Origin of the sequence: Enterococcus sp. DIV1298c, assembly GCF_017316315.1 — a bacterium.
GTDB lineage: Bacteria > Bacillota > Bacilli > Lactobacillales > Enterococcaceae > Enterococcus_B > Enterococcus_B mangumiae.
In genome coordinates, this window is the sequence record NZ_JAFLWG010000013.1 from 1 (window position 1) to 20234 (window position 20234).

General features: G+C 40.5%; 19 protein-coding genes. All 19 read left to right on the forward strand.

Annotated features, from left to right (window positions below):
* Positions 1–3816 (forward strand): putative mucin/carbohydrate-binding domain-containing protein (locus JZO83_RS03570; RefSeq protein ID WP_277990889.1); only part of this gene is annotated, 3816 nt, incomplete at its 5' end.
* A gap of 13 nt (positions 3817–3829) precedes the next feature.
* Entirely contained in the window at positions 3830–4375 is a 546-nt protein-coding gene (locus tag JZO83_RS03575) for a hypothetical protein (RefSeq protein ID WP_207114991.1), read from the forward strand.
* Between the two features lie 59 nt (positions 4376–4434).
* Positions 4435–5088 carry a hypothetical protein gene (locus JZO83_RS03580; RefSeq protein ID WP_206859161.1) on the forward strand — a complete coding sequence of 218 codons (654 nt, stop codon included), beginning with the start codon at positions 4435–4437 and terminating at the stop codon, positions 5086–5088.
* Between the two features lie 21 nt (positions 5089–5109).
* Complete coding sequence (locus JZO83_RS03585; RefSeq protein WP_206859160.1) at positions 5110–5484, forward strand: hypothetical protein; 375 nt, start codon at positions 5110–5112, stop codon at positions 5482–5484.
* A gap of 182 nt (positions 5485–5666) precedes the next feature.
* A complete protein-coding gene (locus JZO83_RS03590; protein WP_207114992.1) occupies positions 5667–7427 on the forward strand; it encodes a 1-deoxy-D-xylulose-5-phosphate synthase in 1761 nt (586 codons plus the stop codon).
* A 318-nt stretch (positions 7428–7745) separates the two neighbouring features.
* Positions 7746–8528: an ABC transporter ATP-binding protein gene (locus JZO83_RS03595; protein WP_206859158.1), complete on the forward strand. Its 783-nt coding sequence runs from the start codon at positions 7746–7748 to the stop codon at positions 8526–8528.
* Positions 8525–10210: an ABC transporter permease subunit gene (locus tag JZO83_RS03600; protein WP_207114993.1), complete on the forward strand. Its 1686-nt coding sequence runs from the start codon at positions 8525–8527 to the stop codon at positions 10208–10210. The genes JZO83_RS03595 and JZO83_RS03600 overlap by 4 nt, the downstream gene beginning before the upstream one ends.
* On the forward strand, positions 10137–11132 hold the full coding sequence (locus JZO83_RS03605; RefSeq protein ID WP_207114994.1) for an extracellular solute-binding protein: 996 nt from the start codon (positions 10137–10139) through the stop codon (positions 11130–11132). Before JZO83_RS03600 ends, JZO83_RS03605 begins: the two co-directional genes overlap by 74 nt.
* A 53-nt stretch (positions 11133–11185) precedes the next feature.
* Positions 11186–12295, forward strand: coding sequence for a 2-aminoethylphosphonate--pyruvate transaminase (gene phnW / locus JZO83_RS03610; protein WP_207115012.1), 1110 nt, complete (start codon positions 11186–11188; stop codon positions 12293–12295).
* Entirely contained in the window at positions 12288–13082 is a 795-nt protein-coding gene (gene phnX / locus JZO83_RS03615) for a phosphonoacetaldehyde hydrolase (RefSeq protein WP_207114995.1), read from the forward strand. The genes phnW and phnX overlap by 8 nt, the downstream gene beginning before the upstream one ends.
* A 116-nt stretch (positions 13083–13198) precedes the next feature.
* Positions 13199–13966: a DeoR/GlpR family DNA-binding transcription regulator gene (locus JZO83_RS03620; protein WP_207114996.1), complete on the forward strand. Its 768-nt coding sequence runs from the start codon at positions 13199–13201 to the stop codon at positions 13964–13966.
* On the forward strand, positions 13963–15360 hold the full coding sequence (locus JZO83_RS03625) for an aminopeptidase P family protein (protein WP_207114997.1): 1398 nt from the start codon (positions 13963–13965) through the stop codon (positions 15358–15360). Before JZO83_RS03620 ends, JZO83_RS03625 begins: the two co-directional genes overlap by 4 nt.
* Positions 15361–15626: 266 nt before the next feature.
* A complete protein-coding gene (gene rpmG / locus JZO83_RS03630) occupies positions 15627–15776 on the forward strand; it encodes a 50S ribosomal protein L33 (RefSeq protein WP_206859148.1) in 150 nt (49 codons plus the stop codon).
* A gap of 24 nt (positions 15777–15800) precedes the next feature.
* Positions 15801–15914 carry a putative metal homeostasis protein gene (locus tag JZO83_RS03635; RefSeq protein ID WP_104870956.1) on the forward strand — a complete coding sequence of 38 codons (114 nt, stop codon included), beginning with the start codon at positions 15801–15803 and terminating at the stop codon, positions 15912–15914.
* A 79-nt stretch (positions 15915–15993) separates the two neighbouring features.
* Positions 15994–16497 (forward strand): GNAT family N-acetyltransferase, encoded by a 504-nt coding sequence (locus tag JZO83_RS03640; protein ID WP_206859202.1) that lies wholly within the window; start codon positions 15994–15996, stop codon positions 16495–16497.
* Positions 16498–16677: 180 nt separating this feature from the next.
* The gene (alsS, locus tag JZO83_RS03645) at positions 16678–18342 is read left to right on the forward strand and encodes an acetolactate synthase AlsS (RefSeq protein ID WP_207114998.1); all 1665 of its coding nucleotides are present in this window, start codon (positions 16678–16680) and stop codon (positions 18340–18342) included.
* A gap of 12 nt (positions 18343–18354) precedes the next feature.
* Complete coding sequence (gene budA / locus JZO83_RS03650) at positions 18355–19062, forward strand: acetolactate decarboxylase (protein ID WP_206859143.1); 708 nt, start codon at positions 18355–18357, stop codon at positions 19060–19062.
* An 85-nt stretch (positions 19063–19147) separates the two neighbouring features.
* Complete coding sequence (locus tag JZO83_RS03655; RefSeq protein WP_206859141.1) at positions 19148–19636, forward strand: GAF domain-containing protein; 489 nt, start codon at positions 19148–19150, stop codon at positions 19634–19636.
* A 141-nt stretch (positions 19637–19777) separates the two neighbouring features.
* Positions 19778–20041: a hypothetical protein gene (locus JZO83_RS03660; protein ID WP_206859139.1), complete on the forward strand. Its 264-nt coding sequence runs from the start codon at positions 19778–19780 to the stop codon at positions 20039–20041.
* The last annotated feature ends 193 nt before the right edge of the window (positions 20042–20234 follow it).

Genomic DNA, 20234 nt, shown 5'->3' on the forward strand with positions numbered 1-20234 from the left:
GTCGGTGGCTTTATCGGGCGATTATCTGGTTCTGCTAGAATCGAGGAAAGTTACCATGATGGACATGTACAAGGAAGTACAACGATCGGAACGGGTGCTTTTATAGGAATCTCTGAAGGTAATGGCACTTTAGCTATTTCAGATAGTTACAGCATTGGTTCGTCGAACGGTAATGGAGTGATCGGAAACAACCAAATGAACAATCCGGTCACACTTAGTCAACTCTATGTTGCTGGATTTACCGGTGGGCAACCGATCACATCAGCCACGGCTGGTATTACAGCGACCAATGTCTACTATGATTCAAGTACCACAAACAAATCGTCAACGACAGGAGTCGGTGAAGCGAAAACAACATTGGAATTGATTGAATCAACCACCGATGAACTAGGGTTTGGTTCTCGTTGGCGAACCGATTTTTCTGTCAGCCAACGAACGAATAAAACGTATCCATATTTGAACTGGCAAACAAACAATACGCAACCTTCGATGTTTTTGAATAGTATTAATCCTATGGTCGATCGTCCGGTGAGTGGAAACCAAGTGACTGTAACGTTAGACTTACAAACTGGCTCGCTGAAACTGTTTAATCCATATACAGCTGGCTTGGCAAGTAACGCGTCTTCAGGAGAACGAACGATCAACCGTAATGGTGCGGCACGCTTTTCAATCGGTGTCATCAATCCACAAGGTGTTGTTGGTTTTACCGCACGCCGGCTGGAATTGACGTTGACTAGAGATCCGTTAACTGGAAGTGCATCCGATCCATCTGCTGACCTAACGAACTTTATCGAAGGGGAAACAACGACGATTCAAGCCGCTGAACCAAGTCAAGGGTATCGTTTCGTTGGTTTTAGTGTCACTGGAACGGGAAGCACATTGAGTAATATCAATCAGACAAATCGCACCGCTACTTTTACAATGGGAATAGAAAATGCTACTGTCACAGCAAATTATGTGCAAACAGTCATTCGAACAGCTGCAGATCTAAGTCGATTTTTGAATAGACAAGCACCTTTTGATCGAGATGATGAAAACTATTCGATCGAGCCAGAAGATGGTGTCGCAATCGACATGGCTAATGCAGGGACCTTCCCTGGCAGACAAACCTATGGAGCAAAACTGATTGGTAATCATGCGGTGATCAGAAACTTAACATTGACTAGTGCAGAAATCGATTTAGGCTTTATCCAAGCAACAGGCACTGGTTCCTTACAGATCGAGAATCTGAGTTTTGAGAACTTGAGCGTTAGAAATACCAGATCCCAGTCATTTATGAACTATACGGCAGGATTGATCGGTCAAATCAATACAGGCGGAGTCGTTGAACTGGAAAACATCATGTTTGATCGAAGCACTAGGATTGCTTCGAACCAATCAAATGGTAGTGGCTCTCTTGTTGGAAATAATAATGGTCGTTTGACGATTAGGAATAGCCTACTGTCAAACTCTGTTCATACGCACACCTCAAATGGTCTGCTAGGTGGTTTAGTGGGTCGTACGACAGGAACGACTACGATCGAGCGAACCACTTCAAGAGTACGCTTTACTGGTGATAATAATTATAGTCTAAACTTAGGTGGATTGATCGGAGAAGCATCGGGTACCATTACGATCAGTGATACTCAAAGCGAGGCGCAATCAACGGTTGCTTCTGCATCCTCTACTTATCGTGGTGGGATGATTGGCCTTACTGGAGGGAATGCCCGAGTAGTGATTGAAAGAAGTATAAATTCTAGTGATATCCGAAGTGCAAACAGTTTTGCAGGTGGTTTTGTAGGTCGTGCATCAGGAAACGTGACGATCAATGAGAGTTATCACAATGGGTATATGTTAGGAAGTGTGACAGATGGTTCTGGTGGCTTGATTGGTAGGCTTGAAGGAAATGGACAATTGAGTGTCAATGATAGTTATAGCGTTGGTTCAACGAATGGCAATGGAGTAATCGGAGTGGTTGCTTCAGCAGCGACAGTGCAATTAAATAATTTCTTTGTTGCTGGATTTACAGGAGGGCAACCAATCACGAATACAACAACAGGAATTACAGCCAACAATGTCTATTTTGATACAACAACTACAAGAAAAACTTCAACGACAGGTGTCGGCGAGGCACGACTGACGACTGGTTTGATCGATGCGACAATCAGTGAGCTTGGATTTGGCGAAAAGTGGTTGACAGGCTTTGCTTTGGGGAGCAGTGCGAATCGAACCTACCCATATTTGAAATGGCAAACGAATGACGTGCAACCTTCTGAATTTTTACACTCGATCCAACCAGAAGTCGATCGAGCGGTATCAACAAATCAAGTAACAACGACATTGGATCTAGCAGGTCAATCGATGCGCTTATTTAATCCATACCAAGCAGATTTGCCTGGAAATGCTGCATCAGGAACGATCCAGATCAATCGTAACAATGCAACACGCTTTTCAATCGGGGTCATCAATGGACAAGGCGTTATTGGCTTTACGGGGATTGGAAATTACACTGATATCCAACCAGTCAGTCAAGTATTGAACTATGGGTACGAAGAGAAAGATTATGACGCAAAAGATTTCGTGGCTGTGTATAAAGATCATAGCGAAACAGATGATTACGAAGCACGCTTTGTAAGCTTCCCTGATTCATTAAATGGAAATTCAGCACGTGTAGAGGTGTCGAAAAACGGGACAATATTAGCAACGCTTAACGTGCCAGTTACGTATCAGTTCGGCCATTCGTTGAATGTACGAGGAATCAGTTTCCAAGGAACTGATATACGGGCAGCAACGTTAAGTTTGAATAGCGATCAAACAGAAATTGTTGCGACGTATAATAGTTTGATATCTGGCGTTTCCATTCATTCGTATTTTGGGAATGAAATGTACTATCAAATCATGCACTATAACTCAGGAACTATCGCTAATGGCCCGTTGAATGAGCAAACATCAAATGTTACTTTTTCTGCTAATGGAAGTGATAGAGTGGGTATCATGGATAGTTTTGGTTCAAATCGAAGAATCTCTGTTGCGAAAGGCGAAATTGTAGAAATATACCATAGAGAAGCTAGCGCTCGATTAGATAACTTTCAAAATAATGTCGCTCAGTCTAGATCGACGGAGCGAAGAAGTCGTTACCAAATCACTGCGAACGGATTTGAACAGTTAACCATTGATCGCTTAAATCCACGAGAACAAAAAACCGTTTTAGGGATGACTCAAGAAGATTTAGATCGACAAATCAGTCGATATTTAGATATCAGTCAATATCCTACATTGAAAATCGAGGGCTTCAGTCAATACCCTGATACTTCTATGGAAGGGAATACGAGCGGGAAAATCGTTGTCAGTGAAGAACTAGTGAATGGTCAAACTGTTACATGGGAATATACTGTTCCTTTTGTTGTAGAAAGTGATCCGGCGATCCATGTGACGTTACCAGTTAAAATGATCTTTGATGTGATTGAAGAGGAAGTGATAAGCCCGGATTACCAAGTAATCAATCACTCGACAACAACAAATCTATCCGTAGCATTCCATACAAAAGAGGATGTGGAATTAGCAAGTACATCGAACGTCGTCTTTTTAGAAGAACCCGAGCATGGGGTGCAAGGGGAAGAAGCGATGCTTTTATACTTGCAACGTCTAGGAGAGCCAGTGTCTGATAAACCTTTAGTGGGACGATCAAGCACCTTTACGGGCGCGCGATGGACTGAGGTCATTCAACCCGATTCTCAAATGGCGCTAGGATTTACAGGAACCTATTTCGGTGATGTAACAGTGAGTAACAAAGTCTCGGGCAATTTAAGTTTACACTTTGCAGCGATGACAAATTGAACAAATCAAGAAGGTGAACATCATAACGCAAGAAACACCAACAGCAATTGAAAAAAATGAACAAAAAAAGAAAAAACGATTACTTGTATTAGTTTTATTATTGCTTGCGTTAGTTGCGATTGGTTGGTATTGGTACACCAATAACCAACCAACGCAGATTTTGTCAGATGGTTTTCCGGAGATCAAAAATGCGGAAAAGATGACAGGCGAACAATTGAAGAAATATGCCAATCAAGCAGTCGATGAAAGTAATGTGACGATCAATGTTTATCCAGAAGTCAACATCAATGCCGATGGGAAGACGGGAAATATCTGGATCCAAAATTTACCGACCAATCGTTATGGGCAACAAGCGATATTGTCCGTGAAAGATTCTCAAGAAAAATTGTATGAAACAGGTTTATTAGAACCTGGATATGAAGTAACCGAATTGACCTTGACAAAAAACCTGTCGAGTGGGGAATATCCAGGGGTAGTAGAATTAGAATTTTATGATTTAGACAATAAAAAACTGATGGGAAAAACAACCGTTGACGTCATGATCCATGTCAATGAGTAAAAAAGAAATAAGGCAGTCATGCTTTAGAATAAAATTATAGAAGAAAAGGGAGAAAATTGATGAAATTAAAGAATATTTTAGCAACAGGATTTATTTGTGGTACGGTATTGGCAGCAGGTGCAAGTGTTCAAGCGGATATTATTACCGATGGCGACAATCAAACAATCGATAACTCATTGGGTGGGTCGATCGATACTACAGCAGATGTGGAAATCGATGGAACATTAGGATTTGATAACACAGATCCAGGAGCACCAGAACCAGGAAACCCAGACAAATGGCTAAATGTGACTTTGCCTTTAAAAGCTGTCTTCTTCACTGAACCAGAAGACTATACTTCCATCCAAGGTGGAGAGCATACGATCACAAATAATTCAGCACGTCCAGTACAGATCAGTGTAGGAAATTATACCGTGTCTTCTGGGGATATCTCAGCAATCGATGAGTTGTCATTAGTTGGAAGTTTAGGAAGTACGAATCTTTTGATTGAAAATGGATCCGTAAATTCAAACTTATCAGGAAACTTAATGACTTTAGCCTCTCCGAATGCACGTCCAGGTGATTTGCAAGGAGATAGTACAGCGACATTTACTTTTAATGGAATTGTTGGTGATACGTTGAATTTCCCAGAAGATAAGGGGTCGATCTCGATTGCAAGTACGTTGACATTGAATATTGAAGCACTAGATGAAGCTGGAGATCCTTATCCATAGTTCGAATCGTGAGGTGATTGGATGAAACATAAAAAACAAACAATTCTTTGTTTGTTCATGGTTTTGGGACTATTGATTCTTGGGTTACCAGAAAATCATATAGAAGCGAGCGCCAATACGATAGAAGTCATCGGCGAACTAGAGTTGAACGCAACAGATGAATCAACTAATAAGCAGGAAGCAACCCCGACAAATCCGAAACCCAGTGATCCAAAAGAATCAGTCACACCCAGTACACCACCTAAAGATAGCGCTCTACCACCATTGGGAGAACAAATGCAAGTACTGTACGTTTTAACAGGTGTGATCGTGGTTTTGATCGTGATCATCATGTATCAAATCGTACGTGAGAAACGGCGAAATCCTAAAAAGATGAGTCGGGTTATTGTGAAATAATATTCATTTAGAGAAGAAAGTCACAGATCAAATGATCTCTGGCTTTTTTCTTTAGGTTTGAAACTGCATAAAATCATCTAAGAACATAATTTTCAAAAATAAAAATGTTTTGTTAAAAAAATCACTTGACTTGGAGTTTGCTTCAAGGTGTATGATAAAGCAGAAATAAAGGAGGTTAGTCTATGTTATTAGAACAAATCAAGGGTCCACAGGATCTAAAACAATTGACAAAAGAAGAGCTACAACAAGTAGTTGAAGAAGCACGTACCGCATTATTAGAAAAAATCAGCCAGTATGGTGGGCATAATGGACCGAATTTAGGGGTCGTTGAAATGACCGTAGCACTTCATTATGTGTTTGATTCTCCGAAAGATCAATTCGTATTTGATGTCTCACATCAGACCTATGTGCATAAAATGTTGACTGGAAGAGCGCAAGCGTTTTTGGCTCAAGCGCATTATAACGAAGTTTCTGGTTATACGAACCCGTTAGAAAGTGAACATGATCTGTTTACGATCGGACACACATCAACTTCATTGTCTCTAGCCAATGGGTTAGCAAAGGCACGAGATTTGAAAAAAGAAACGTCGAATGTCATTGCAGTGATCGGTGATGGTTCTTTGTCAGGTGGCTTAGCCTACGAGGGCTTGAATAATATTTCTGAACTTGGTACGAATACGATCGTCATTGTCAATGACAATGATCAGTCGATTGCGGAAAATCATGGAGGACTCTATAAAAATCTTAAAGAGTTAAGAGAAACGAATGGTCAGGCAACGAACAATTTCTTTCAATCTTTAGGACTTGATTATCGTTATTTAGAAGCAGGAAATGATTTAACTGCTTTGATCGAGTTGTTTGAAGAAGTGAAGGATCAAAAAGAACCGATCGTACTTCATATCCACACGACCAAAGGTAAAGGTTTTTCTTATGCAGAAGCAAATCGAGAAAAGTTTCATGCGGGTGGTCCGTTCAGCTTAGAAACAGGGGAATACTTAAGATCTTCTAAACCGACAGAAACGTACAGCAGTTTGACGACCGATTTCTTATTACAAAAAATGAACGAAGATCCAACAGTCGTGGCTGTGAATGCAGGGACACCGATGATTTTATTTTCACCGGAACAACGTCAACAAGTGGGTAGTCAATTTGTGGATGTAGGGATTGCTGAAGAGCATGCGGCGACGATGACAGCAGGGCTTGCTAAAGGTGGCGTAAAACCTGTATGGGCGGTCCATTCACCGTTTTTACAAAGAAGTTACGATCAAATTTCACATGATTTAGCGTTGAATCGTTTATCAGGAACGATTTTAGTGACGCTTGCTTCAGTTAATGGCATGAATGATGAAAGTCATTTAGGGATTTTTGATATTCCATTTTTAACTCACATCCCAAATCTGGTATACTTAGCGCCAACTACTAAAGAAGAGTACTTAGCGATGCTTGAATGGTCGATCGATCAAACGGATCAATTGGTTGCGATCCGAGTGCCAGTTGGACCAGTGACATCAACTGGTGAAGTGGATCAAACAGATTACAGTCAGTTATATAAGAACAAAGTCATGCAAAAAGGTGAAAAAGTGGCAATCTTAGGTCTGGGTAATTTTTACGGCTTAGCTGAAGAAGTTGCGACTGAACTAAAAGAACGCCAACTGACAGCCACAGTGATCAATCCAGCATTCATTTCCGGTTTAGATACTGAATTGCTTGATGAACTGAAAGAAACGCATCAGTTGATCGTCACACTAGAAGACGGTATTTTGGAAGGTGGATATGGCCAAATGGTCGCTGGCTATTTAGGCAATGAAGCGATCCATGTACAAACTTATGGGCTAGATAAAGCTTTCCACGACCGCTATGAGGTAGCGGCACTCTTAGCAGAAAATGGCTTGACGGTGGAAAATATTGTGAAAAACATCGAACAGACACTTACAGAAGCATAAGAGTCAGTGCATTGTGGAAGCAAGAGGTGTCACAGCCAGTTAGCTGAAGCGCATCTATCTGATTGACCTCAACTTTACAGGAAGTTGACAAACAGAATAAGAAAATTAGTTCTAAAATAAAAAATGGTTTGGTTTCAATGCTGAAAATGACGCATTGGATACCAAGCCACTGTTTTTTTGTAGACATACTTATCTGAAAACCATTAGAAAATTTACATAAAAAATATATATTCCTACAAATAATTTACTTAAAGTTAATCGGAAGTAAAAAATGGTTTTCTACAATTAGCAGTATAGAAAGAACGAAGGAGTGAAAGCATGTTAAAACTAGATGGTATTAGTAAAACTTTTAATCATCATGAGGTTTTAAAAGAAATCAATGTATCGATCGATAAAGGAGAGATCGTTTCGATACTCGGTGCTTCAGGTTCAGGAAAAACGACATTACTGAATATCATCTTAGGATTGGAGCAACCAACGAATGGTCAACTACTTTATGATGGCGAGGATATTACGAAACACGCCATGGAGAAACGACCATTTAATATTGTTTTTCAAGACTATGCTTTATTTCCTAATTTAAGTGCGTATGAAAACTTAGTTTATGGTTTGCGAAAACAAAAAAATCTCACTTCTAAAGAAGAATTACAAGAATTGATCGATCTATTAGATTTGAACGATCATTTAGATAAACGAATCCACCAACTATCAGGCGGGCAAAAACAACGAGTAGCATTAGGACGCACATTGGTGATGAAACCCCAAGTCTTATTGTTGGATGAGCCTTTGAGTGCCTTGGATGGTGTCATCAAAGAGTCGATCAAAGAGCGCATCCAAACGATTGCCAAAAAACTGAATTTAACGACGATCATCGTGACACATGATCCGGAAGAAGCGTTGACCCTTTCTGATAAGATCATGGTGCTAAAAGATGGGCGGATCGCACAATACAGTACGCCAAAAGAAATCGTCACGAATACTGTCGAGCCTTTTGTACAGGCATTTATCGTTGATCAATTAAAAATCAAACGTAGAAATATTGAACGGATCTTTACGCAAGCAACAGGAGTCCTTCAAGAAAAAGTGGTTTATTTCTCATGAGTAGGTTGAAAGTAGAAAAGTTATTACCTCCGCTTATCTTGTTTAGTTTTGCGCTGATGTTGTTCTATCCCTTAGTAAACGTGATAAAAGAGGCATTAAGTGTAGATGGACGATTTTCTTTTGAACTGATTCAAGAACTCGCAAAAGATTACGGTTGGTTGGATGCGCTAAGCAACAGCCTGATCGTTGGCGGTATCACGGCACTTTTGGCAACGCTTCTTGGTTTTGTGTTTGCTTATGGCATGCACTTTACCAATTTGCCAAAGGGATTTAAGTGGATCATCGAGAAATGTTTCTTCCTGCCAATGTTGTTGCCAACGATCACTTACGGGTTTGTCTTGATCTATTCTTTTGGTCGTCAAGGCTTATGGACGCGTCTGTTCGGTCATGAATTATTTTCGATCTATGGGAAATCAGGTGTGGTCTTAGGGTTATTGATCTATACGATCCCAGTGACTTTCTTATTGATGAACGATGCGATGAACTATTTGGATAAACGCTATTTGACAGTATCAAGATTGATGGGTGACGGTATTTTGAGAGGGCTGAGGATCACGATCCTGCAGCCATTAAGCAAAACATTTGGCGTTGCCTTCGTCCAAGCATTTTTCATGAGTTTTACTGATTTTGGTATTCCTGTAGCGGTAGGCGGTCGAGAAACATTTATCACGACCTTACTGTATGAGTATTTTATGGGGTCGATCCCAGATTTTAATCGCGGGGCAGTCATTGCGTTGATCATGTTGGTTCCTTCGATCATCAGTATTTTGTTTTTACGCAAGATCCAAAAAAACGACCATACGTCACCTGGTACAAGCACATCTATAAAGAGCAACCGTATCAGAGACTGCCTCTTTAGCATAGGTATGACGATTGGTGGATTATTCATTGTAGGTGTATTTCTAGTAATGTTCCTCATTCCGTTTGTGGAAGGTTGGCCGTTTGATTTGACGTTTACAACCCGCCATATCGAAGCGTTTATGCAAACGTCTGATTTGCGTCGGACGCTGAATACGGGTCTTATCGTGGCATTTTGGACAGCTTTAGTGGGGACGGTCATTGCCTATCTAGCAGCAGTTTTCACCGCACGTTCTGTGAAACAGAGCATGATACTCAAAATGATCGACAGCTTAGCTTCAGTCACTAATTCGATTCCAGGAATGGTCTTAGGGATCGCTTATTTACTGGTTTTTAGTGGCACGACTCTGCAAAGTACAATCAGTATTTTAGTGATTGCAAACATGATCCATTATTTTGCAACACCTTACCAGTTAGCAAAAAGTGCCTTGTTGAAGATGAATCCAAATTGGGAAAATACGGCGAAGATGATGGGCGATAGTTGGTTCGAAACGTTGGTTCGGATCATTCTGCCAAATTCAAAGCGAACCATTGTGGAAATGGCTTGTTACTATTTTACCAATTCGATGGTGACGATCAGTGCGGTCGTTTTTCTGACAAGTGCGCGAACGATGGTCATTACGACAAAAATCAAAGAATTGCAACATTTCGGGCGATTTACTGAAATCTTTATCCTTTCCATTTTATTGTTGCTCGTTAATTTAACCGCAAGAATCCTTGCGCAATCAATCATGAGGAGAGTTGAAGCAAATGAAAAAATTAGTAAGAAAAGGTTTGATTTATCTGTCATTCGTCAGCGCTTTGGGAATTCTAGGGGCGTGTAGCACGTCAAATGCAAGCGAAAATGCGGATGGTGAAGACAAAGTCATCATTTACACCAATGCAGATGAGGAACCTGTGCAAATCATCAAAGAAGTCCTTGATGCGAATGGTTTTGAGAATCAATACTTGTTGCAATCTTTTGGTACTTCTGAATTGAGCGGCAAACTTTGGGCAGAAGGGACAGATATCGAAGCGGACTTAGTCACGATGAGTACGTTTTATCTAGACGGTGTTCAAGAAAATGATCCTGTCTTCAAAGAACTATCACTAGACATGCAACCAATCGATGATCTACCGAATTATCAAGCGCCGATGACAACACAAGAAGGTGTCATTTTCTATAACACGCAAGTCTTAGAAGAAGCGGATTTACCTGTACCGACGAGTTTAGCCGATCTAGCTGATCCTATCTATGAAGGACAACTGTCGATTTCTGATATCAACCATTCTTCCACTGCTTGGTTGTTGTTCCAAGGATTGATCGATGAATATGGTGAGACTGAAGCACAATCGATTTTAGCTGATATCTATGACAATGCGGGCGATCATATCGAAGCTTCTGGTTCAGGGCCGTTGAAAAAAGTTCGCGTTGGTGAAGTGGCATTAGGTTTTGGGTTACGCCACCAAGCAATCAAGGATAAAAAAGAAGGCTTGCCGATCGATTTTGTAGAACCTAGTGAAGGCACGTATGCGTTGACAGAATCACTTGCGGTGATCGACAAAGGAGAAGATACGAATCCTTTAGCAGAAGAGATGTTGAATGTGATCCTTAAAGAAGGACGCGCCGATCTATTGCAATTTTATCCAAGCAAACTGTATGAAACAGATGATTTAACAGGTGTTGAAACTGCGAAGAATCAAAAAGTCTTCCCAGAAGCATTAACACCAGATCTATTGAAAAAACACGCAAGTCTAGTTGAATAGGAGAAAGAAAAATGAGTGGGAAAACAAAGGTAATCGAACATTATGAGCAAGAAATGAATCACAATAAAATCAATTATAAACTATTGACGCCTGGGCCATTGACTACGAGCCGTACGGTGAAAGAAGCAATGCTTGTCGATCATTGTACCTGGGATGATGATTTTAAGGTGATCACGCAAGCAATCCGTCAGCGGTTGCTCGATCTTGCTGGAGTTTCCAATGAATCGTACACAGCTGTCTTGATGCAAGGGAGCGGCAGTTTTGCGGTGGAATCTGTCTTAAGTTCGGTAGTTACACCAGCTGATCGCTTATTGATCTGTACAAATGGGGCGTATGGTCAGCGAATGGTTCAGATGGCTGAATATCATGGCATTGATCATGTGGTTTATCAAGTTGCTGAAAATGAAACCCCACAAGCAGAAAAAATCGAAGAGCTCTTAACAGTGCATCCCGATATCACAGCACTGGCGATGATCCATAGTGAAACGACTTCTGGTATTTTGAATCCTCTACCTGAGATTGCGGAACTGACAAGAAAACATGACTTGTGTTTTATCGTCGATGCAATGTCAAGTTTCGGTGGTATCCCCATTCCTGTTGGCGAGTTAGGAATTGATTTCCTTGTTTCAAGTGCCAATAAATGTATCCAAGGAGTACCTGGGTTTGGTTTTGTGATCTGTCAAAAAGATTTGTTGAAAAAAAGTGCTGGTCAAGCACGTACGTTGAGCATGGATCTTTATGACCAATTTCGGGTAATGGACGTGGACGGCAAGTGGCGTTTCACTTCACCAACGCATACGGTATTAGCATTTTGGCAAGCCTTGGAAGAGTTAGCAGAAGAAGGTGGGATCGTTGCTCGTTACCAACGTTACCATGCGAATAATGAGCGTTTACGTGAACGAATGGCGGAAATCGGCTTTGAAGCCTATGTCAGTGACAATCAAGGTCCTTTCATCACATCATTCAAATATCCAGAAACTAGTGATTTTGAATTTCAAGCATTTTATGACTATTTAAAAACGCATGGCTACGCGATTTATCCTGGAAAAATCAGTGATACAGATTGTTTCCGCATTGGGAATATTGGTGAAATCTATTTGGAAGATATCGAAAAAGTAGCTGGTTTGATCCAGCAATATATGGAGGAACTGAAGAATGATTAAAGTCGTCATTTTAGATTGGGCAGGAACAGCGGTTGATTTTGGGTGTATGGCACCGGTGGCTGCGTTTAGAGAAGCGTTTGAGCGTCAAGGGATCACTGTGACGGAGCAAGAAATCAGAGAACCGATGGGAATGAAAAAAATCGAGCATATCAAGAGGATGCTAGAGATGCCACGGATTGCTGAGAGTTGGTTAGAGACTCATGGACAGGCGCCTACAACAGCAGATATCGAGGCGATCTATGCCACATTTGAAGAAGTCCTGTTCCAACAATTAGCGAACCATGCAGAAGTGAAACCGGGCGTTTTGGACACTGTTGCTGTTTTGCGAAACCGAGGAATCAAAATCGGAAGTACAACAGGATATACAAGTGAAATGATGGAAATCGTCGTTGCAGAAGCAAACGCACAAGGGTATCAACCGGATCACATCGTCACGCCTGATGAGGTAGACGGAAAAGGTCGTCCTGCGCCGGAAATGTTACTCACAAACTTGGCTTATTTCAAACAGGAAAATAACCAAGAAGTACTAAAACTAGGAGATACGATCTCCGATATTTTAGAAGGGAAAAATGCCGGAGTGATTTCTGTTGGCGTGATTGAAGGTAGTTCGCAAGCGGGTTATTCATTTGACGCCTATCAGCAATTATCGGAAGCAGAAAAAGAAGCGCTATTCAAACGAGTGCGCCGAGAATATTTGGAAGCCGGCGCAGACTATGTGATCGATCAGTTTTCTGAGCTATCTGCACTGATTGAAACAATAGAAGCCCAACAAGTCGTTACTAGTTGAATCTAAATAGGGAAAAGGAAGACTATTTTGGTCTTTCTTTTTTTGCGAAAAATAATGCAAAATATTGCAAAAAAAGTGCAATATAGCGTATCTTAGGTTCAAAGGGGGAGAATTAGATGTTAAAAGCAGAGCGTTTGCAACGGATCAAAGAAATCATTGACCAAGAAAAAAGTGCCTCGATCGAAGATTTGGCGGATGAGTTAGCTGTCTCCAGAGATACGATTCGGCGCGACTTGATCCAGTTAGAAAAACAGCAGCAGATCAAACGAACGCATGGTGGTGCTCTAGCCCTCCAAAAAGAAGCAACGATCTTTGATTATGAACAGCGGGCAACGATTCTCAGTGACATAAAAAAGCGAATGGCTGAGAAGGCGCGCCAACTAATGAAAGAGCCATCATCGATCATCTTTGATTCCTCAACTACCGTGGAAGCAGTGATCAGACAGTTACCGGATAAAAGGCTACAAGCAGTCACTAATTCATTATCCCATGCTTTATTATTGGCGAACTATTCGGAAACAGCGATTTCTTTATTGCCGGGCAGCCTTCATAAAGCCCAGTTGTTTTTATATGGCACAGAAACTATTGAACAGTTGAAAAATTACCAGACAGATTATACATTACTTGGTGTGTTTGCTTTATCAAGTGATGGGTTGTTTATCCACACGGAAGAAGAAGGGCGTGTGAAACGTCAGATGATCCAACAAGGCCGCACAGTGATTGCGCTGGCTGACCATACGAAACTTGATAAGACCGGTTTTTATAAAATTTGTGACCTGTCAGCGATCGATTATTTGATTACAGATCAAAAGCCTTCGAACGAGTTAATCAAAGCATTGACTGAAAACCATGTACAACTCATAGAAACGAGGAATGATAAATGAAAAAAGAAAATATTCAATTAACGACTTTACCAAAACCAACGATTTTTCCAGATGTTGCTCCCGTGTTTTTAACTGATGCAACGATTACAGAACGAGTCAACAAAACGATCGAACGAATGCGAGTAGAAGCAATCGACCTGTTGGTGATTTACGCAGACAAAGAGCATGGGAGTAATTTTGAGTATTTTACTGGATTTATCCCTCGGTTTGAAGAAGGCTTGTTGCTGTTGGACCAAACAGGGAAATGCACGATGATTCTCGGAAATGAGAACTTGAAAATGAATGCGCATGCGCGGATCACCGCCGATTTGATCCACTATCCAGCGTTCTCATTGCCAAATCAACCAATGACGAATGAACAAGACTTATCAGCTATCTTTACTTCTTTGAACGTAGCAGATAATAAGAAAATCGGCTTAGTCGGTTGGAAGCTTTTTACATCCACATTACAAGATAATTCCCAAATCTTCGATGTGCCATATTTTATTGTTGAGGCGTTAAAACAAGCACTCCCTAAAGAAACTTCTTTAGTCAATGGAACACATGTGCTGATTGGTGAAAATGGGTCACGCGTCACGAACAATGCCAATGAACTGGCACACTACGAATATGGTGCAAATCTGGCCTCTTCCTGTATGTTGCGTGCGTTGGATGCAATCGAACCTGAGGTGAAAGAGTCAGAAATCGGACAGTTATTGAATGCTCAAGGACAAGCCAACACAGTGATCACCATCGCAGCGACTGGTCGTCGTTTTGAACATGCGAATCTCTATCCGACAGCAAAACCGATCCAACTAGGCGATCCCATGTCATTGACGACAGGTTTCAAAGGTGGTTTATCCAGTCGTACGGGATTTGTGATCGCAGAAGAAAGTCAGTTACCAGTAGAACAATCTGACTATCTCGATCGCGTGGCAAAGCCTTACTATGCAGCGATGGTCAGTTGGTTGGAAGCAATCCAAATCGGGATGCGGGGGTCTGAGTTGTACGAGTTGATTGAAGCCGTTTTACCACAAGCACAATATCACTGGCATTTGAACCCAGGGCATTTGACAGCGGATGAAGAATGGCTAGCTTCGCCAATCTATTCGGGATCAAACGAAATCGTCCAAAGTGGCATGATCTTTCAATTAGATATCATTCCTTCGGTAGCTGGTTATACTGGTGTAAGTGCGGAAGAATGTATCGCCGTTGCGGATGAACGGTTGCGAAATGAATTAGCTGAGCAGTATCCGGACATGTGGGAGCGCATCATCACACGTAAACAGTATTTAGCCGAAGTGCTGCATATCCAACTAAATGAAGAACTGCTTCCTTTATCAAATACAGTCGGGTATCTACGACCATTCTTTTTAGCAAAAGAAAAAGCGCTTTGTATAAATAAAACGAAATAGACAGCCATCACCTTTCTCGAAAAAGGAGCAATCCTATCGAGAGAGGTGACTTTTTATTTTGTTATTTAAGGTCGTATAAAATGATTGTGTATTCATTTGAGTGAATTTTCATTCGTTTTTTTATTGACAGAAGAATGCTAGTAGCGTATATTGATTTTTGTAAATCGTAATCATTACTATTTAGGTGGTGTCAGTAGGTCGAATCGAAAGTTGAAATCGGACGTTGATTGAATCGTCAAATCAAGTAAAAGAAAGAAGGAAAAAAGATGCGCCAGAATATTACATTAGAATGCAAGGAAACCGGTGAGCGGATTTATTTGACTAGCAAGAATAAAAGAAATACGCCAGAACGTTTAGCTTTGAAAAAATATTCCCCTAAATTAAGGAAAAAAATGCTATTCACAGAAATAAAATAAGTCAATTGAAGAGGTGGGGTAAAAATGGAGAAACAAGATCTTTCAAGTGCATACCGCCGATTGAAAAGCCCGAATATCAAAACGCGAAAACGCGCACTTAAAATCATCCAACAATCTAAAAGGATGAAAAATAAATAAATAAAAGCCCTCTTTTTTGTTCTATAACAATCATAAAAAATATGCTATACTGTTCAAAAAAATAAAGGGGGCGGAACCAATCGATATCAAGTACTCACATGCAACGATCGATGATCTGCCGCGCATTGTTGAAATCTATAATCAATCGATTGCATCTAAACAATCGACGGGAGACCTAGAGCCAATCACCGTTGAATCGAGAATCCCCTGGTTTGAAGCACATCACGCCGATTCACGACCATTATGGGTGATGACTCATGACGATCATATCGTTGGTTGGATCGGTCTCAGTGAATTTTATGGTCGACCCGCTTATCATCGGACAGCTGAGATCAGTATTTACCTCGATCCAGTCACGCGTGGTCAACATTTAGGACAAGACGCGCTCGCTTTTGTTGAAACGCAATTGGAACGTCTTAAGATCCGTACGCTCGTTGCCCTTGTGTTTGATGTAAATCAAGCAAGCAAAAAACTATTTCTTAAAAATGGCTATGAGCTTTGGGGACACTTACCGCAAATTGCCGATATGGGTGATCACGAAATCGGCTTAGTCATTTTAGGAAAAACTTATCTGAATCAATAAAAAAAGACGTACATTTTGTCTAAGTGACAAAAATGTATGTCTTTTTTTGAACTTCTCACTACACAAAAGCAACTATTAGTGCTAAACTAATAAATGAAACAGGTTCGTAAAACTGTATTAATATAATTTCTATTTATTATGTAATAATCATGTAAATAGCTTTGAAAAGGAAGATGTATTGTGGACAATAAAGAAAAACAAGGTTATTCAACTGTAGTAGAAAGTTTGATCAATCATCAAGTTGATTACGTATTTGGTATTCCAGGAGCAAAAATCGACGGCGTATTCAATGAATTAGAAGATCATGGTCCAGAACTGATCGTGACTCGTCATGAGCAAAATGCCGCATTCATGGCGCAAGCAATCGGTCGCATTACTGGAGAACCAGGTGTCGTGATTGCAACAAGTGGGCCAGGAGCAAGTAACTTAGCGACAGGCTTAGTCACGGCAACAGCAGAAGGTGACCCTGTATTGGCAATTGCGGGACAAGTTAAACGCAGCGATTTATTAAAACTAACACATCAAAGCATGAACAATGCAGCATTATTTGAACCAATCACGAAATATAGTGCCGAGATCCAAGATCCTGAAACGATTTCAGAGATCATTGCTAATGCTTACAGAATGGCAAAAAGCTCGAAAAAAGGGGCAAGTTTTATCAGTATCCCTCAGGATGTGGTGGATGCACCAGTCAAAAGCGACGTGATCAAGCCATTACAAGACCCTAAACTAGGTTCGGCTTCTGCTGAAAATATTGATTACTTGGTCGAACGCATTCGTGAAGCGAAGTTACCAGTATTATTAGTAGGGATGCGTGGCTCAAGCAAAGAGGAAACAGCAGCGATTCGCCAACTTGTTGAAAAAACTGGATTACCTGTCGTAGAAACCTTCCAAGCGGCTGGCGTGATCTCTCGGCAACTCGAAGAACACTTTTTTGGCAGAGTCGGACTATTCCGCAACCAACCAGGAGATATGCTGTTGAAACGTAGCGATTTAGTGATTGCGATTGGCTATGATCCAATTGAATATGAAGCTAGAAACTGGAATGCAGAAAAAGATGCCCGAATCATCGTTATCGACGAAACGCCAGCTGAAATCGATAGTTACATGCAACCTGAACGAGAATTGATCGGTGATATTTCTGCCACATTAGATTTACTATCTGAATCATTAGAAGAAACACAAGTCTCTGAAGATGCACAAGAGTATTTGAATACCTTGCAAGAGAAATTAAAAGCAAGAGATATCTGTGAAACAAGCAGTGAAGATGGTATCTTGCATCCCTTAGAAGTGATCAATACACTACAATCCAAAGTAACAGATGACATGACCGTAACAGTTGATGTGGGCAGCCACTATATTTGGATGGCTCGTCATTTTAGAAGTTATGAAGCCCGTCATTTACTATTTAGTAATGGGATGCAAACGTTAGGTGTCGCACTTCCTTGGGCAATTTCTGCGGCGTTGGTTCGACCAAATACACAAGTCATTTCTGTCTCAGGAGACGGCGGATTCTTATTTTCTGCACAAGATTTAGAAACAGCTGTACGTAAAAAATTGAATATCGTTCATTTGATTTGGAATGATGGTCGCTATAATATGGTTGAATTTCAAGAAATCATGAAATACAAACGTGCATCAGGTGTTGATTTTGGCCCCGTTGATTTTGTTCAATATGCAGAAGCTTTTGGTGCTAAAGGGTTACGAGTTAGAAACGCCGAAGAATTGGCAGCCGCTTTAGAAGAAGGCTTTGCAACAGAAGGACCAGTCATCATCGATATCCCAATCGATTATCGAGACAATGAAAAACTAGGCGAAACAATCTTACCAGACCAATTTTATTAAGGGGATGCTCGTATGACAGAGAAAATATTATACCAACATGGCACACTAGGTGCGCTGATGGCGGGGTTGATGGATGGCACTACGTCGATAGCAGAAATCTTAAAACATGGCACACTAGGATTGGGAACATTACACGGCTTGGATGGGGAGGTCATCTTTTTAGATGGTAAAGCTTATCAAGGAAGGTCTGATGGCGCATTGATCCATTTGTCTGGAGAAGAGTCTACTCCTTATGCGGCAATCACCCCATTTTCAGCTGACCGTTCATTTTCAGTCCAACACTTAGCGAGCCAAACATTGAAAGAAGAGATCCTCAAAGAAGAAGGCGGAAAAAATCTCTTTTTTGCGGTCAAGATCAGTGGTTTATTTAAAAACATGCATATCCGGATCATGCCAAAACAAGAAAAACCGTATCGACGCTTAGCGAAGATCTCAGAATCGCAACCTGAATTCCAGCAATCGGATGTGCAAGGAACGATCGTCGGTTTTTACACGCCTGAACTATTTCAAGGGGTAGCAGCAGCCGGTTTCCATCTACATTTTATTGACGAGGAAAAAACATTTGGAGGACACATCCTTGATTTTGAGATTTCGGAAGGAACAGTTGAAATCAGTCAAATGGATGCGTTGATCCAACATTTTCCAACGAACGATCCAACGTTTATCCAAACGGAAATCGACTATGCGGATCTAGCGGCTGAAATCGAGCAAGCAGAATGATCCGAATTGGTACGAACGAGAAATAAATCATAGCATTGCTCCTTGAATTACGCTATAATTTTGGGAATAGAAGGAGTGATGTTGGATGTTATGGACAGAAAAAGAAAAACGAGATGCTTATGAAATTTTGCTGCTTCAACAAAAAGGTCTTTTAGAAGCGGAAGATAACTGGTTAGCCAATCTAGCTAACTCTTCTGCGCTATTGAATGAAACATTACCTCAAACAGTCTTTGCAGGCTATTATTTATACGATGGACAAGAATTGATTTTAGGTCCTTTCCAAGGAAAAGTCTCCTGTACACGTATCAAAATGGGCAAAGGGGTTTGCGGAGAGTCAGCAGAAAAGCAAAAAACATTGATCGTTGACAATGTAAAAACCCACGAAAATTATATCTCCTGCGATTCAGCAGCTCAATCAGAAATCGTTGTTCCTATGATCAAAGAGAATCAATTGATCGGTGTATTGGATATCGATTGCGGAGTGATCGAAGGGTATGATGCGTTGGACCAAGAATTTTTGGAACAATATGTTGAGTTATTGTTAGGTGATTTTCCTGTAAATGTTATGAAATAAAGCGAAAAAAAGTTGAAAAAAGGTGTAAATGCACTTTTTTTCAACTTTTTTGTGTTTTAGTGAATATTTTTGTTTTCATAATCTAATTTTAATGTTATTATCATTTTATAAAATGTTAATAAAGAAATAGGAGAATGAATCATGACAAGTGAAACAATCGTTTTAGGACAAAAATATGTATGTAATCCAATTGGTATCAAAAACAAAGTAGTAGGAGAAGTAATCGGAAAATTAGAAAACTGTGTGATTATGAGTGTAGAAGAATATGATCGTATCGATCATTTGGATATTTTAGAAAAAGGTGGCAAAGTAGTAGCAAAATATACAGATATTTATGAGCTGAACGCTTTTGAGCAAGTTTTCCAAGCGCCAACAAAGCTTTATACACAAGCGATGGTCTCTTAAAGTATGACTACATCTACTGACCATTAGGAAGTCTGATCATCATAAGCAACATTTGAATGTCAGACTTCCACTAATTCGCATATTTTACATAATCAATTGAGTTTTACTACATATATAAGAAATCGACTACGAATAGTTGAACAATTAAAAGACGGAAGCCACGAAAATTGTTATTTAAATTTTCGTGGCTTCC

Excerpts from the sequence above, each read along its gene's own strand:
- JZO83_RS03600 (WP_207114993.1), top strand. The coding sequence starts at position 8,525 with ATGAGTAGGTTGAAAGTAGAAAAGTTATTACCTCCGCTTATCTTGTTT.
- JZO83_RS03580 (WP_206859161.1), top strand. The coding sequence starts at position 4,435 with ATGAAATTAAAGAATATTTTAGCAACAGGATTTATTTGTGGTACGGTA.
- JZO83_RS03635 (WP_104870956.1), top strand. The coding sequence starts at position 15,801 with ATGGAGAAACAAGATCTTTCAAGTGCATACCGCCGATTGAAAAGCCCG.
- phnW (WP_207115012.1), top strand. The coding sequence starts at position 11,186 with ATGAATCACAATAAAATCAATTATAAACTATTGACGCCTGGGCCATTG.
- JZO83_RS03655 (WP_206859141.1), top strand. The coding sequence starts at position 19,148 with ATGTTATGGACAGAAAAAGAAAAACGAGATGCTTATGAAATTTTGCTG.
- JZO83_RS03605 (WP_207114994.1), top strand. The coding sequence starts at position 10,137 with ATGAAAAAATTAGTAAGAAAAGGTTTGATTTATCTGTCATTCGTCAGC.
- JZO83_RS03585 (WP_206859160.1), top strand. The coding sequence starts at position 5,110 with ATGAAACATAAAAAACAAACAATTCTTTGTTTGTTCATGGTTTTGGGA.
- JZO83_RS03660 (WP_206859139.1), top strand. The coding sequence starts at position 19,778 with ATGACAAGTGAAACAATCGTTTTAGGACAAAAATATGTATGTAATCCA.
- phnX (WP_207114995.1), top strand. The coding sequence starts at position 12,288 with ATGATTAAAGTCGTCATTTTAGATTGGGCAGGAACAGCGGTTGATTTT.
- JZO83_RS03595 (WP_206859158.1), top strand. The coding sequence starts at position 7,746 with ATGTTAAAACTAGATGGTATTAGTAAAACTTTTAATCATCATGAGGTT.
- JZO83_RS03590 (WP_207114992.1), top strand. The coding sequence starts at position 5,667 with ATGTTATTAGAACAAATCAAGGGTCCACAGGATCTAAAACAATTGACA.
- rpmG (WP_206859148.1), top strand. The coding sequence starts at position 15,627 with ATGCGCCAGAATATTACATTAGAATGCAAGGAAACCGGTGAGCGGATT.
- budA (WP_206859143.1), top strand. The coding sequence starts at position 18,355 with ATGACAGAGAAAATATTATACCAACATGGCACACTAGGTGCGCTGATG.
- JZO83_RS03625 (WP_207114997.1), top strand. The coding sequence starts at position 13,963 with ATGAAAAAAGAAAATATTCAATTAACGACTTTACCAAAACCAACGATT.
- JZO83_RS03620 (WP_207114996.1), top strand. The coding sequence starts at position 13,199 with ATGTTAAAAGCAGAGCGTTTGCAACGGATCAAAGAAATCATTGACCAA.